This is a genomic window from Pseudomonas sp. 20P_3.2_Bac5, assembly GCF_025466035.1.
Classification (GTDB): domain Bacteria; phylum Pseudomonadota; class Gammaproteobacteria; order Pseudomonadales; family Pseudomonadaceae; genus Aquipseudomonas.
The window spans coordinates 18,260-33,003 of the sequence record NZ_JANLOA010000099.1 but is presented as its reverse complement, the minus strand read 5'-3'; the positions used below and the strand labels follow the sequence as shown (position 1 = coordinate 33,003).

Genomic DNA, 14,744 nt, shown 5'->3' with positions numbered 1-14,744 from the left:
ACCATGCAACGCTATTCGGGCTTCGGCCTCTTCAAACACTCCCTCAGCCACCACGAAAACTGGCAGCGCATGTGGCGCACGCCGACCCCGAAAAAGGTCTATGACGTGATCATCGTCGGCGGTGGCGGCCATGGCCTGGCCACGGCCTACTACCTGGCCAAGGAACACGGCATCACCAACGTCGCAGTGGTCGAGAAGGGCTGGCTGGGCGGCGGCAACACCGCCCGCAACACCACCATCGTCCGCTCCAATTACCTGTGGGATGAATCGGCGCACCTCTACGAGCACGCGATGAAGCTCTGGGAAGGCTTGTCCCAGGACATCAACTACAACGTGATGTTCTCCCAGCGCGGCGTCTACAACCTGTGCCACACCCTGCAGGACATGCGTGACTCCGAGCGTCGGGTCAGCGCCAACCGCCTCAACGGCGTCGACGGCGAACTGCTCAACGCCAAGCAGGTGAGCGACGAGATTCCGTACCTCGACTGCTCGAAGAACACCCGTTACCCGATCATCGGCGCCACCGTGCAACGGCGCGGCGGCGTGGCCCGTCACGACGCCGTGGCCTGGGGCTTCGCCCGTGCCGCCGACGCCCTGGGCGTGGACCTGATCCAGCAGACCGAAGTGATTGGTTTCCGCAAGGAAAACGGCGCCGTCATCGGTGTCGAAACCAACAAGGGCTTCATCGGCGCCAAGCGCGTCGGCGTGGTCACCGCCGGTAACTCCGGGCACATGGCACGCCTGGCCGGCTTCCGCCTGCCGGTGGAATCGCACCCGCTGCAAGCGCTGGTGTCCGAGCCGATCAAGCCGATCATCGACAGCGTGATCATGTCCAACGCCGTGCACGGCTACATCAGCCAGTCGGACAAGGGCGACCTGGTCATCGGCGCCGGTATCGACGGCTGGGTCGGCTACGGCCAGCGCGGCTCGTACCCGGTCATCGAGCACACCCTGCAGGCGATCGTCGAGATGTTCCCGATCCTCTCCCGCGTGCGCATGAACCGCCAGTGGGGCGGCATCGTCGACACCACCCCGGACGCCTGCCCGATCATCTCCAAGACCCCGGTCAAGAACATGTTCTTCAACTGCGGCTGGGGCACCGGCGGCTTCAAGGCGACCCCGGGTTCGGGCAACGTCTTCGCCGCGAGCCTGGCCAAGGGCGAAATGCACCCGCTGGCCAAACCGTTTTCCATCGACCGTTTCCACAACGGCGCCCTGATCGACGAACACGGCGCAGCCGCCGTCGCCCACTAACAGGAGAAATCATCATGTTGCACATCTTCTGTCCACACTGCGGCGAACTGCGCTCCGAGGAAGAATTCCACGCGGCCGGCCAGGCTCACATCCCGCGTCCGCTGGACCCGAACGCCTGCACCGACGAACAGTGGGGCGACTACATGTTCTTCCGCGACAACCCGCGCGGCCTGCACCACGAACTGTGGATCCACGCCGCCGGCTGCCGCCAGTACTTCAATGCCACGCGCGACACCGTGACCTACGAGATCCTGGAAACCTACAAGATCGGCAGCAAGCCACAAGTCACCGGTAAAGGCACCGCCCCGCAGTTGGTCGCCAACGGCCAGGGAGAAAAGGTATGAGCCAGGTTTATCGCCTTTCCAGCGGCGGTCGCATCGACCGCAGCACCGTCTTGAACTTCACCTTCAACGGCCAGACCTACCAGGGCTATGCCGGCGACAGCCTGGCCGCCGCGCTGCTGGCCAACGGCGTCGATATCATCGGCCGCAGCTTCAAGTACTCGCGTCCCCGCGGGATCATCGCCGCCGGCTCCGAAGAGCCGAACGCCATCCTGCAGATCGGCGCCAGCGAAGCCACCCAGATCCCCAACGTGCGGGCTACCCAGCAGGCGCTGTATGCGGGCCTGGTGGCGACCAGCACCAACGGCTGGCCGAGCGTGAACAACGACGTCATGGGGATTCTCGGCAAGGTCGGCGGCAAGCTGATGCCGCCGGGCTTCTACTACAAGACGTTCATGTACCCGCAGTCGTTCTGGATGACCTACGAGAAGTACATCCGTAAAGCCGCCGGCCTTGGCCGCGCGCCGCTGCAAAACGACCCGGACACCTACGACTACATGAACCAGCACTGCGACGTGCTGGTGGTGGGCGCCGGCCCTGCCGGCCTGGCCGCAGCCCTCGCTGCCGCACGCAGCGGGGCGCGGGTGATCCTCGCCGACGAGCAGGAAGAATTCGGCGGCAGCCTGCTGGACAGCCGCGAAAGCCTCGACGGCAAACCGGCGACCGACTGGGTCGCCGCGGTGGTCGCGGAGCTGAAGAGCCTGCCGGAAGTCACCTTGCTGCCGCGCTCCACGGTCAACGGCTACCACGACCACAACTTCCTGACGATCCACGAACGCCTCACCGACCACCTCGGTGACCGTGCGCCGATCGGCCAGGTGCGCCAGCGCATGCACCGCGTCCGCGCCAAGCGCGTGGTGTTGGCGACCGGCGCCCACGAGCGTCCGCTGGTGTACGGCAACAACGACGTGCCGGGCAACATGCTCGCCGGCGCCGTTTCCACCTACGTGCGTCGCTACGGCGTGGCGCCGGGCCGCAAGCTGGTGCTGTCGACCAACAACGACCACGCCTACCGCGTGGCCCTCGACTGGCACGATGCTGGCCTGCAAGTGGTCGCCGTCGCTGACGCGCGGCACAACCCGCGCGGTTCGCTGGTGGAAGAAGCCCGCGCCAAAGGCATCCGCATCCTGACCTCCAGCGCCGTGGTCGAGTCCCGTGGCAGCAAGCGCGTCACCGGTGCGCGGGTCGCGGCCATCGACGTCAAGGCCCACACCGTCACCAGCCCCGGCGAATGGCTGGAGTGCGATCTGGTTGCCACCTCCGGCGGCTACAGCCCGGTGGTCCACTTGGCCTCGCACCTCGGTGGCAAGCCGGTCTGGCGTGAAGACATCCTCGGCTTCGTGCCGGGTGAAGCCCCGCAGAAGCGCGTGTGCGTGGGCGGCATCAACGGCGTGTTCGCCCTCGGTGATGCCCTGGCCGACGGTTTCGAAGGCGGCGCCCGCGCCGTGACCGAAGCCGGCTTCAAGGCCGGAGCCGCTACCCTGCCCAAAGCCCTGGTGCGCCAGGAAGAAGCGACCTTGGCGCTGTTCCAGGTGCCGCACGACAAAAACACCGCGCGGGCGCCGAAGCAATTCGTCGACCAGCAGAACGACGTCACCGCCGCCGCCATCGAACTGGCGACCCGCGAAGGCTTCGAGTCGGTCGAGCACGTCAAGCGCTACACCGCGCTGGGCTTCGGCACCGACCAGGGCAAGCTGGGCAACGTCAACGGCCTGGCCATCGCCGCCCGTTCGCTGGGCATCGGCATCCCGGAAATGGGCACCACCATGTTCCGCCCCAACTACACGCCGATCACCTTCGGCGCCGTGGCGGGCCGGCATTGCGGTCACCTGTTCGAGCCTGTGCGCTTCACCGCGCTGCATGCCTGGCATGTGAAGAACGGCGCCGAGTTCGAAGACGTCGGCCAGTGGAAACGGCCGTGGTACTTCCCGCGTGCCGGCGAAGACATCCACGCCGCCGTGGCCCGTGAATGCAAGGCCGTGCGCGACAGCGTGGGCCTGCTGGACGCCTCGACCCTGGGCAAGATCGACATCCAGGGCCCGGATGCCCGCGAGTTCCTCAACCGCATCTACACCAACGCCTGGACCAAGCTCGACGTGGGCAAGGCCCGCTACGGCCTGATGTGCAAGGAAGACGGCATGGTCTTCGACGACGGCGTGACCGCCTGCGTCGGCGACAATCACTTCATCATGACCACCACCACCGGCGGCGCGGCCCGCGTGTTGCAGTGGCTGGAGATCTACCAGCAGACCGAATGGCCAGACCTGAAGGTGTACTTCACCTCGGTCACCGACCACTGGGCGACCCTGACCCTGTCCGGCCCGAACAGCCGCAAGCTGCTCGCCGAGGTCAGCGACATCGACCTGGACAAGGATTCCTTCCCGTTCATGAGCTGGAAGGAAGGCCAGGTCGGCGGCGTGCCGGCGCGGGTGTTCCGTATCTCCTTCACCGGCGAGCTGTCGTACGAAGTGAACATCCAGGCCAACTACGCCATGGGCGTCCTGGAAAAAATCGTCGAGGCCGGCAAGAAGTACAAACTGACCCCGTATGGCACCGAGACCATGCACGTCCTGCGGGCCGAGAAGGGCTTCATCATCGTCGGTCAGGACACGGACGGCTCGATGACCCCGGACGACCTCAACATGAGCTGGTGCGTGGGCCGCAACAAGCCGTACTCGTGGATCGGCCTGCGTGGCATGAACCGCGAAGACTGCGTGCGCGAGAACCGCAAGCAACTGGTGGGCCTCAAGCCGGTCGACCCGACCAAATGGCTGCCGGAAGGCGCGCAACTGGTGTTCGACCCGAAACAGTCGATCCCGGTGGCGATGGTCGGCCACGTCACCTCCAGCTACGCCGCCAACTCGCTGGGTTATTCCTTCGCCATGGGTGTGGTCAAGGGTGGCCTCAAGCGCATCGGCGAACGGGTGTATTCGCCCCAGGCGGATGGCAGCGTGATCGAGGCGGAAATCTGCTCCTCGGTGTTCTTCGATCCGAAGGGTGAGCGGCAGAACGTTTGAGGCTTCGCGAGCAAGCTCGCTCCTACAAGAGCGGCTCGTTCCTCTGTAGGAGCGAGCTTGCTCGCGATGGGCTGCACAGCAGCCCCAAACCGGTTTCCAGAATTCAGGCAGGTATAAAAAGATGAGCGCCATCAACGTCTACGAGCAACGCCCCGGCAACGACGCCAAGGCCGAGTCGCCGCTGCACCACGCCGACCTGTCCAGCCTGGTCGGCAAGGGTCGCAAGAACGCCGGGGTCACCCTGCGCGAGAAACAATTCCTCGGTCACCTGACCCTGCGTGGCAACGGCCACGACCCAGCCTTCGCCGGCGGCGTGTTCAAGGCCATCGGCCTGGAACTGCCGGTCGCCCTGACCGTGGTCGCCAACGGCGAGATGTCGCTGCAATGGCTCGGCCCGGACGAATGGCTGCTGATCGTGCCCGGTGGCCAGGAAGTCCCGGTGGAAAACGCCCTGCGCGAAGCGCTGGCTGACCAGCACATCCAGATCGTCAACGTCAGCGGCGGCCAGACCCTGCTGGAGCTGAGCGGTCCTAACGTGCGCGACGTGCTGATGAAGTCCACCAGCTACGACGTGCACCCGAACAACTTCCCCGTGGGCAAGGCGGTCGGCACGGTCTTCGCCAAGTCGCAACTGGTGATCCGCCGTACCGGCGAGGAAACCTGGGAACTGCTGATCCGTCGCAGCTTCTCCGATTACTGGTGGCTGTGGCTGCAAGACGCGTCCGCCGAGTACGGCCTGGCGATCCAGGCCTGAACCCCCGCACAGGAGAGTCGTCATGAGCCGTGCCCCGGACACCTGGATCCTCACCGCCGACTGCCCGAGCCTGCTCGGCACGGTGGATGCGGTCACCCGCTTCCTCTATGAGCAGCGTTGCTACGTCACCGAGCACCACTCGTTCGATGACCGGCTCTCCGGCCGCTTCTTCATCCGCGTGGAGTTCCGCCAGCCGGACGACTTCGACGAGGCGGGCTTTCGCGCCGGCCTCGCCGAGCGCGGCGAAGCGTTCGGCATGCTGTTCGAACTGACCGCGCCGAACCACCGGCCCAAGGTGGTGATCATGGTCTCCAAGGCCGACCACTGCCTGAACGACCTGCTTTATCGCCAGCGCATCGGACAGTTGTCGATGGACGTGGTCGCGGTGATTTCCAACCACCCTGACCTGGAGCCGCTGGCCGAGTGGCACCACATTCCGTATCACCATTTCCCGCTCGATCCCCACGACAAGCCAGCGCAGGAGCGCAAGGTGGTGCAGGTGATCGAAGAGTCCGGCGCCGAGCTGGTGATCCTCGCCCGCTACATGCAGGTGCTGTCGCCGGAGCTGTGCCGGCGCCTGGATGGCTGGGCGATCAACATCCACCACTCGCTGCTGCCCGGTTTCAAGGGCGCCAAGCCGTATCACCAGGCCTACAACAAGGGCGTGAAGATGGTCGGTGCCACCGCGCACTACATCAACAACGACCTCGATGAAGGCCCGATCATCGCCCAGGGTGTCGAGGTGGTGGATCACAGCCATTACCCCGAAGACCTGATTGCCAAGGGGCGGGATATCGAGTGCCTGACTTTGGCACGGGCGGTTGGTTATCACATTGAGCGGCGGGTGTTTCTGAACGCCAATCGGACAGTCGTTCTCTAAATCATCGCGAGCAAGCTCGCTCCTACAGGGTCACCATTGCCTTGTAGGAGCGAGCTTGCTCGCGATTTGCCTTTCTGAAACCGACAAAAATCCTGCCGCCCACAGATAACTCGCTGTCGCATCCAGCCCCTGCATTTGCGCCAACCGGGCCCACAATTCCCCCATTCCAGTAACACATGCCGCCCATGGACGGTGGCGCTGCAACCAACGCTGTATAACTACAAATCAAGCGAGGTAAGAGCATGTCTGGCAATCGTGGAGTGGTGTATCTCGGCTCCGGAAAGGTCGAGGTGCAGAAAATCGACTACCCGAAAATGCAAGACCCGCGCGGTCGCAAGATCGAACACGGCGTCATCCTCAAAGTGGTCTCCACCAATATTTGCGGCTCCGACCAGCACATGGTTCGCGGTCGCACCACTGCCCAGGTCGGCCTGGTCCTGGGCCATGAAATCACCGGCCAGGTGGTCGAGAAGGGCAGTGACGTCGAGAACCTGAAGATCGGCGATCTGGTGTCCGTCCCGTTCAACGTGGCCTGCGGCCGCTGCCGCTCCTGCAAAGAACAACACACCGGCGTCTGCCTGACCGTCAACCCGGCCCGTGCCGGTGGCGCCTACGGCTACGTCGACATGGGCGACTGGACCGGCGGCCAGGCCGAGTACGTGCTGGTGCCTTACGCCGACTTCAACCTGCTGAAACTGCCCGATCGCGACAAGGCCATGGAGAAGATCCGCGACCTGACCTGCCTCTCCGACATCCTGCCGACCGGCTACCACGGCGCGGTCACCGCGGGCGTTGGTCCAGGCAGCACGGTGTACGTGGCCGGTGCCGGTCCGGTGGGCCTCGCGGCTGCTGCATCGGCGCGCCTGCTGGGTGCGGCGGTGGTGATCGTTGGTGACGTCAACCCGGTGCGTCTGGTGCATGCCAAGGCCCAGGGCTTCGAAGTCGTCGATTTGTCCAAGGACACCCCGTTGCACGAACAGATTGTCGACATCCTCGGCGAGCCGGAAGTCGATTGCGCGGTGGACGCGGTGGGCTTCGAAGCCCGCGGTCACGGCCATGCCGGCGCCAAGGCGGAAGCGCCGGCGACCGTGCTCAACTCGTTGATGCAGGTGGTTCGCGTGGCGGGCAAGATCGGTATTCCCGGCCTGTACGTCACCGAAGATCCGGGTGCGATTGACGCGGCGGCGAAGATCGGCAGCCTGAGCATCCGCTTCGGCCTGGGCTGGGCCAAATCCCACAGCTTCCACACCGGCCAGACCCCGGTGATGAAATACAACCGTGCGCTGATGCAGGCCATCATGTGGGACCGCATCAACATCGCTGAAGTGGTGGGCGTGCAGGTCATCAGCCTCGACCAGGCGCCGGAAGGCTACGGCGAGTTCGATGCCGGTGTGCCGAAGAAGTTTGTGATCGACCCGCACAAGATGTTCAGTGCGGCGTAAGCAGAAATGAAGAAGGGGCCGTGATTGGCCCCTTCTTCTTTGAGTACGTCACCGCCAAACCTGTAGGAGCGGCTGTCCCTCAGTCCGACAGCTTCGGCAAGCACTCATCCAGCCGCTTGTACAACGCACTCTCCACCGGCCAGTTGCGCAGCAACCGCGCGCGGTCCTTGGCGAAGGCCGGGGCGAAGCTCATCTGGGTCACGTGCTGGCTCATGGCGTCCAGGTCGATCAGCGCCCATTGCCCGTCTTTCCAGAACAGGTTGTAGGCCTTGAGGTCGCCGTGGCTGATGCGCTCGTGGATCAGTTGCGCCAGCAGCCGTTGCAGCGCGTCCAGTTGCTCGGCTGGCACGTCGCCGTTTTCCACATACGGCGCGAAGGCGGTCATCAGGTCCGGGCCGTCGAGCAACTCGGTCACCAGATACGCCTTGCCGCGAAGCCCCAGCCAGCGGGTTTCCAGCACCGCGAGCGGCTTTGGCGTGGCGAAGCCGAGGAATTCCAGGCGGTGCCCTTCGATCCATGAATGCCAGGCCCGGCTCGGGCGCCAGAAGCGCTTGAACCAGTGGGCGGTGTCCTTGATGTTGTAGCGCTTGATCACCAGCGGCCGACCCTGCACTTCAACCCGCGCCACGCTGGCCGCACCGCCGGTCTTGTACAGGTGGCCGGCGTCGATCAGCGCGTCGGCGTTCTCAAGCACCGGCAGCATCGCCGCCTGCTCACCACGGACGATGGCGCGCAGGCCGGAGGCGCCGCGTTCGACGCTGAACAGCGTGCAGTCGCGGCCGGCCTTGTCCAGATAGTCTTTCAGGCGCCAGTGGCGCACTTTGTCGATCTGTTTTTGCAGGGCTTCCAGCGGCAGGGCGTGCTCGCTGTTGGCCAGCAGGTAATGCACCAGCAGTTCTTCGATGAACGGTTCCAGGCGCTTGGGCAACTGGGCGAAGAACACGCCGAGGTTCTGTAGTACCTGTTCGCGTGAAAGCGGCTGGCCCGGGGTTTGTGCCTTGACGCCGCCGCCGTCGATCACGTGCAGTTGGCCGTTGTGGCGCAGCAGGTTGTCGAGGTGCAGATCGTCCTGCCAGAGCCCTTTGGCGTGGAGGTGCGCCACGGCGGCGAGGGCTTCGCCGAGGACCAGGCTTTGCTCGTCGCTCAGCGGCGTTTGCCCTTCGACGTCGGCCCAGGCGTCGCCGAGGCTGGTGGACCCTTCGAGGTATTCGAACAGCAGCCAGCCGCCTTCACCTTCGCGCAGGCCATCCGCGAGCAACAGCGGAGTGGTCACGCCGTTGTCCGCCAGCAGGCGCACGCCAGACAGCTCGCGCTGGAAGTGGCGGGCCGCATTGCCGCCCACCAGCAGCTTGGCCAGCACCGGCTTGCCGCGCCACACGCCGGCCCCGACATAACGCTGCCCCGGCAGTACGCGCAGCAGGGTGAGCAGTTGCAACTCGGCGCTGCCAGCGGCATCGGCCAGGGTGATGCTCAATGGGAGTTGCGGGCTGCGCCCGGCATCCTTGAGTTCGGACAAACGCATCAGCGGGCCTCTTTGTGACGACGACGACGCACCAGGCGTTGCAGCCAGGTGTGTACCAATGGGCTATCGCCCGGTTGATCCAGGTAAGCCGACAGCAACAGGCGGATGTCGGCCTCGCTCCACACCGGCGCGCGGCGCAGCAGCGGCTCCAGGTCCTTGATCCGGTCACGCTGGCCGAACAGCAGCGGGCGGGTTTTTTCCAGGTCGATCAGTTGCGCCTGCCAACCCTCGCCGCGTTCGCGCAGGAAGATGTGCTTGGGATAGAAGCAGCCATGCACCTGGCGGGCGGCGTGCAGCGTGCGGGCCAGTTGGCCGCAGGCGCGGAGGATGCCCTGGCGCTGCGGGAGCGGCAGTTGCGGCCACTGGCCCAGCAGGCTGTCGAGGTCGGTCCAGTCGTCCAGCGCGCGGGTCATCAGGATCGCCCGGCGTTTGCCGTTCACTTTGCGCTCGCCGTAGTACACCGCCTGCAAGGCGGGGATGTGCAGTTTCTGGTAGCGGCTGATATTGCGGAATTCGCGGGCGAAAGTGGGTTCGCCGAACGGGCTGTGCAGGGTGTGGGTCAGGTAATCGCTCTGGCGCTTGAGGTAGTAGCCCTTGCCCTCCAGCTCCAGGCGAAACACGCTGCTCCAGCCGCCGCGGCCGGTATTGGGCTCGTCCACGGCGTCCAGTTGCAGTGCCCAGAGCGGGTCGAAGCCGTTCAGGCCATGACGTTCGAGCAGCGCCGTGTCGGCACTGGCCAGGAAATCACTCATTCGCGTCCCTCGAAAAACTTCACGATATGCCGGACGCGTTTCTTGTCCGATGCATTCAACCGGTTGCGGTTGCGGTACAGCAGGTAGAAACGCAGGCGCTGGGTCGCCGACAGGTGGTATTTGGCCACTTTGTCCAGGCACGCCAGGTCTTTGGTGATCCGGTAGCGCAGCATGAAGCCCCACCAGAAGTCGCCGGTGGGACAGTCGATGAAGAATAGCGTGCCCTGGTCGTCCACCAGCAGGTTGCGCCACTTCAGGTCGTTATGGGTGAAGTGGTGGTCATGCATGATCCGCGTGTGACGGGCCAGTTGCTGGCTGATGTTGTCGACCCAGCGACGGTCGGCCAGGCGCGGGTCATTGCGCTCGGCGAGCACCGAGAGGTCTTCGGTGCGCGGCAGTTCGCGGGTGATCATCGCGCCGCGGCCAAAACTCAGGCCGTTGCGCTCCAGGCCGCAGGCCACCACTTCGGCGGTGGGAATCTGCCATTTGGCGAACTGCTTGAGGTTCTGCCACTCGGCCTTGATCCGCGGCCGCCCGAGGTAGCGGCGCAGGCCCTTGCCGGCGCCGGTGTAGCGTTTGACGTAGTAGTTGACCCCGTCACGCTGCACGCGGATCACTTCGCTCAGCGGGTCGCGGGTCAGGCGTTCGCCCTGCAGGGCGAAGACCGCTTCGATACTGCCGAAATCATGCGCCAGGGCCGAGTATTTCGGCTCCAGTGTCCAACCCGCCATCAGAGCGCGTCCCCATACCGTTGCTTACGCTCGTAGAGCTTCTGTGCCTTGCCGTCCAGCCAGGCCAGGAGGCCGGCGTGTTCGGCGAGAATCTGCCGCAGTGGCTGCTGGAAATAGCCGCGCAGGAAGCGCAGCTTGTCGCGCCGCGTCAGGCCGATGTCCAGCGCCGAGAAATACAGGGCGGCGAGGTCTTTGTCGCGCCAGCGGCGGGTGATTGTCGCCCGGGTCTGGGCGCGGTGCAGGTCGATGACCGACAGTTTGAAATCATCCGCCGTCACCGGACGATCGGTGTGCAGCAGGAAGTGGCAGATGTAGCAGTCGCGGTGGTTGACCCCGGCGCGGTGCATGCCGCCGGTCATCTTCGCCACTTCGGCGATCAGCGCGCGTTTCAGGCGCGGCGGTGGCGGCTGCTTGACCCAGTCGATGCTGAAGTCTTCCAGGCTGACGGTGGGCGCCAGTTCCTCGGTGACGATGAACGAATGCTGGGTCGCCGGGTTGCTGCCGCGTTCGCCGTAGGCCACCGCGGTCATGGTCGGTACGCCGACTTCGTGCAGGCGCTGGATGGCCTTCCACTCCTGGCCGGCGCCGAGCACCGGGAGCTTGGCGGTGAGCAGGTTCTTGACGATCTCGCCCCAGCCGATGCCACGGTGGATCTTGACGAAGTAGCCACGGCCCTCGATTTCGGTACGCAGGGTGCGGCGGCCTTCCAGTTCGCGGTAGACCTCGCCTTGCAGCGCTTCGACGGCATCGAAGGCGTCGCGTCCGGCCCAGAGCCGTTTGAAGGTCTCGTTCAGTACAAGTTTCATGCGCGCTCCTGCGCGAGGATCACGTCGGCGGCATGCTGCGGCATGCTGTACAGATCGGCGGTGTCGGCGAAGGCCAGGCCATTGCGACCCCAGTCGGCGCGGGCCGCATCGTCTTCGAGCATGCGTTGCAGGTAGCGGTTGAGCTGCTCCTGTTCGAACGGTTCGTCCAGCACCAGGCCGCTGTCGGCCTCGGCGATGTAGTGGGCGTAGCCGCAAACGGCCGTGACCAGCACGGGCAGGCCGGCCACCAGCGCTTCAAGCAGCACGGTGCCGGTGTTCTCGTTGTAGGCGGGGTGGATCAGCAGGTCGGCGCCGAGCAGGAAACGCGGGATGTCGCTGCGGCCCTTGAGGAACTGCACCTGGTCATTGAGGCCCAGGGCGGTGCTCTGCAACTGGAACACCTTGGGGTCGTCCTGGCCGATGACCATCAGCCGGGTGCGCTTGCGCAGGGCCGAAGGCAGGGCGGCCAGGGCCTTGAGGCTGCGGTCGACGCCCTTGGTCTTGAAGCCGGAACCGATCTGCACCAGCAGCAATTCATCGTCTTTGAGGTCGAATTCGCGGCGGAATTCGGCGCGGATCTCGGCGGCATTGGCCGGGGCCCGGCGGTCCTGGGAAATACCCGGCGGCAGCAGGTGGAAGCGTTCGGCCTGGGTGCCGTAGTGCTTCACGAACAGCGGCTGCTGGACTTCGGAAATCATCAGGATTTCGGTGCGGGCGTTCTTGTCGAACACCGCGCGCTCGTATTCGGCGAAGTGCCGGTAGCGGCCCCAGCGCCGGTACAGGCCGCCGCGCAGGGTCTGGGCCTTGTCTTCGAAACAGCCGTCGGCGGCGTAGTAGACGTCGAGTCCGGGCATCTTGTTGAAGCCGATCAGACGGTCCACCGGGCGCTTGGCCAGGTCCGCTTCCATCCAGGCGCTGAGTTTCTCGTTGCGCCGATGGTTGAACAGCGCCTTGACCGGCGCCACCAGCACCTCGAAGCCGGGCGGCACGTCGCCTTCCCAGATCAGGGTGTAGACGCGGATCTGATGCCCGCGCTGCTGGCACTCCAGGGCGATGCGCATGAAGTCACGCTGCAGGCCACCGAAGGGGAAATACTTGTAGAGCACGAAAGCCAGTTGCATCAACGAACATCCTCAACCCGCAGCAGCTCGCCCAACTGGCGTGCCACACGTTCGGGATTCAGGCGAGTGAAGCACAGCGGCCACTCACGTTTGAGATCGAACCGGCGCAGTTCCTCGGCGCTCGGCTTGTAGGTGCACTTTTTGCGCAGGCAGGGCGCGCACGGGAAGTCGCTGGCGACATGGACCTGGGATTTCCCGTAGGCCCCGGTCAGGCCCGGGTTGGTCGGGCCGAACAGCGACAGGGTCGGCACGTCCAGCGCCGCCGCGAGGTGGCCGAGGCCGGTATCGACCGCCACGCAGGCCTTGGCCGAGGCCAGCACCCGGCCCACCCCGGCAAGGTTCAATTTGGGCAGTACCTGGGCGTTCTTCAAGCCCTGGGCGATCCGCTCGGCCCGGGCTTTCTCCGCCGGGTTGCCCCACGGCAGGCAGATTTGCAGGCCGGCGCGGCCGAGCCGCTCGGCCAATTGGCGCCAATACAGCTCGGGCCAGTGCTTGGTGTCCCAGGTGGTGCCGTGCAGGAACACCACGTAAGGCGCGACGCCCACCTGCTCCAGGCGGCTGCGGTCCAGGCCGTAGTCACCGATGCCTTCGGGCAGGTCGTAGCCCAGGGCGAGGGCGAACAACTGGCGCACCCGTTCAACGGCGTGCTGACCGGTGGCAACCGACAGACGGCGGTCATAGAAGCGGCTGGAAAACCCCTCGCGGGCCGAATAGCGGTCCAGGCCGGCCACCGGCGTCTTCTTCACGTAGCGGGTCAGCCAGGCGCTCTTGACCAGCCCTTGGGCGTCGATCACCAGGTCGTACTTGCGCTCGCGAATGCGCTTCTTGAACTGGCGCCATTCGCCGCTCTTGAAGGTTTGCCAGAGGTTCTTGCGCCAGCGGCGGATCGCCACCGGGATGACCTGGTCCACCGCCGGGTGCCAGGTAGGAATCTCGGCGAAGCCTTCTTCCACCACCCAGTCGAAGGTGATGCCGGGGATGGCATGGGCCGCGTCGGTGAGCGCCGGCAGGGCGTGGATCACGTCGCCCAGCGAGGATGTCTTGATCAGCAGGACCCGCACTTAATCGACCTCTGCGCTGACGTCGACCAGCGACGGGCCGTTGAGCCGCTGCAGCGCCGCGGACACCGCATCGGGCTCCAGCTGGCGCAGGCAGTTGTAATGGCCGAAGCGGCAGGTGCGGTCGAAACAGGGGCTGCATTCCAGGCCCAGGCGCACCACTTCGACCTGATCGGCCAGCGGTGGCGTGAAGCCGGGGGACGTGGAGCCGTAGACCGCCACCAGCGGGCGGTTCAGCGCCGCGGCGACGTGCATCAGGCCGGAGTCGTTGGAGACCACGGCGTCGGCGCAGGAGAGCAGGTCGATGGCCTCGGCCAGCGAGGTTTCGCCGGCGAGGTTATAGGATTCTTCACGCAAGCCCGGAATCAACCGGTCGCGGATCTGCTCACCCACCGGGTGGTCGTTCTTCGAACCGAACAGCCAGACTTGCCAGCCCTCGCGGACCTTCAGTTCGGCGACCTTGGCGTAGTGTTCCGCCGGCCATTTCTTGGCTTCGCCGAACTCGGCACCCGGACACAGCGCCAGCACCGGACGGTCCAGCTCCAGGCCGAACTTGGCCAGCGCGGCCTCGCGGCTGGCGGCCTCGATGCTCAGGCTCGGACGTGGATACGGTTGCGGCAGGTCGCTGCCGTCGGGGAAGGCGAGGGCCATGAAGCGCTCGATCATCAACGGGTAGCGGGCCTTGTCCAGGCGCCGCACGTCATTGAGCAGGCCATAGCGGAACTCGCCGCGCCAGCCGGTGCGCTGCGGGATCCCGGCGAAGAACGGCACCAGCGCCGACTTCAGCGAGTTCGGCAGCAGGATCGCCTGATCGTACTGGCCGACCAGGGATTTGCCGATGCGCCGGCGGGTGGCCAGTTCCAGCGCGCCGTGGCCGAGCGGGAAGCTCAAGGCCTGGCGGACTTCGGGCATGCGCTCGAGGATCGGCCGGCTCCATTCGGGGGCCAGCACATCGATCACGCAATCGGCGTGACGCTGCTTCAGGACCTGGAACAGCGTTTGCGCCATCACCATGTCGCCCACCCAACTGGGCCCGATTATCAAAATTCTCATGCTTTATCCAGAA

Annotated in this window: 13 protein-coding genes; 6 read left to right on the top strand and 7 right to left on the bottom strand. The window is 65.4% G+C overall.

Annotation, left to right across the window (positions count from 1 at the left end):
• Positions 1-3: 3 nt before the first annotated feature.
• The 6 genes from NTD88_RS17865 to fdhA all read left to right on the top strand — a co-directional run bounded on the left by NTD88_RS17865 (position 4) and on the right by fdhA (position 7,688).
• On the top strand, positions 4-1,254 hold the full coding sequence (locus tag NTD88_RS17865; RefSeq protein ID WP_095156231.1) for a sarcosine oxidase subunit beta: 1,251 nt from the start codon (positions 4-6) through the stop codon (positions 1,252-1,254).
• Positions 1,255-1,268: 14 nt separating this feature from the next.
• Positions 1,269-1,598, top strand: a complete 330-nt coding sequence (locus NTD88_RS17860; RefSeq protein WP_095156230.1) for a sarcosine oxidase subunit delta — start codon at positions 1,269-1,271, stop codon at positions 1,596-1,598.
• The gene (locus NTD88_RS17855; RefSeq protein ID WP_262156399.1) at positions 1,595-4,612 is read left to right on the top strand and encodes a sarcosine oxidase subunit alpha; all 3,018 of its coding nucleotides are present in this window, start codon (positions 1,595-1,597) and stop codon (positions 4,610-4,612) included. The genes NTD88_RS17860 and NTD88_RS17855 overlap by 4 nt, the downstream gene beginning before the upstream one ends.
• Before the next feature lie 121 nt (positions 4,613-4,733).
• Entirely contained in the window at positions 4,734-5,366 is a 633-nt protein-coding gene (locus NTD88_RS17850) for a sarcosine oxidase subunit gamma (RefSeq protein ID WP_110972457.1), read from the top strand.
• A gap of 22 nt (positions 5,367-5,388) precedes the next feature.
• Positions 5,389-6,246, top strand: coding sequence for a formyltetrahydrofolate deformylase (gene purU, locus NTD88_RS17845; protein ID WP_110972456.1), 858 nt, complete (start codon positions 5,389-5,391; stop codon positions 6,244-6,246).
• A gap of 242 nt (positions 6,247-6,488) precedes the next feature.
• Complete coding sequence (gene fdhA / locus NTD88_RS17840) at positions 6,489-7,688, top strand: formaldehyde dehydrogenase, glutathione-independent (protein WP_095156226.1); 1,200 nt, start codon at positions 6,489-6,491, stop codon at positions 7,686-7,688.
• Between the two features lie 79 nt (positions 7,689-7,767).
• Here the strand turns inward: fdhA and NTD88_RS17835 are convergent, their stop codons facing one another.
• The 7 genes from NTD88_RS17835 to waaF are packed head-to-tail and all read right to left on the bottom strand — an operon-like array spanning position 7,768 to position 14,731.
• Positions 7,768-9,210, bottom strand: coding sequence for a lipopolysaccharide kinase InaA family protein (locus NTD88_RS17835; RefSeq protein WP_262156400.1), 1,443 nt, complete (start codon positions 9,208-9,210; stop codon positions 7,768-7,770).
• Positions 9,210-9,962: a lipopolysaccharide kinase InaA family protein gene (locus NTD88_RS17830; RefSeq protein ID WP_262156401.1), complete on the bottom strand. Its 753-nt coding sequence runs from the start codon at positions 9,960-9,962 to the stop codon at positions 9,210-9,212. The genes NTD88_RS17835 and NTD88_RS17830 overlap by 1 nt, the downstream gene beginning before the upstream one ends.
• On the bottom strand, positions 9,959-10,693 hold the full coding sequence (locus NTD88_RS17825; RefSeq protein ID WP_095156223.1) for a lipopolysaccharide kinase InaA family protein: 735 nt from the start codon (positions 10,691-10,693) through the stop codon (positions 9,959-9,961). Before NTD88_RS17825 ends, NTD88_RS17830 begins: the two co-directional genes overlap by 4 nt.
• Positions 10,693-11,499, bottom strand: coding sequence for a lipopolysaccharide core heptose(I) kinase RfaP (gene rfaP, locus NTD88_RS17820; RefSeq protein ID WP_095156222.1), 807 nt, complete (start codon positions 11,497-11,499; stop codon positions 10,693-10,695). The genes NTD88_RS17825 and rfaP overlap by 1 nt, the downstream gene beginning before the upstream one ends.
• Positions 11,496-12,620, bottom strand: coding sequence for a glycosyltransferase family 4 protein (locus NTD88_RS17815; protein WP_262156402.1), 1,125 nt, complete (start codon positions 12,618-12,620; stop codon positions 11,496-11,498). The genes rfaP and NTD88_RS17815 overlap by 4 nt, the downstream gene beginning before the upstream one ends.
• Complete coding sequence (gene waaC, locus NTD88_RS17810; RefSeq protein WP_095156220.1) at positions 12,620-13,681, bottom strand: lipopolysaccharide heptosyltransferase I; 1,062 nt, start codon at positions 13,679-13,681, stop codon at positions 12,620-12,622. Before waaC ends, NTD88_RS17815 begins: the two co-directional genes overlap by 1 nt.
• On the bottom strand, positions 13,682-14,731 hold the full coding sequence (waaF, locus tag NTD88_RS17805) for a lipopolysaccharide heptosyltransferase II (protein ID WP_262128928.1): 1,050 nt from the start codon (positions 14,729-14,731) through the stop codon (positions 13,682-13,684).
• Positions 14,732-14,744: the final 13 nt, after the last annotated feature.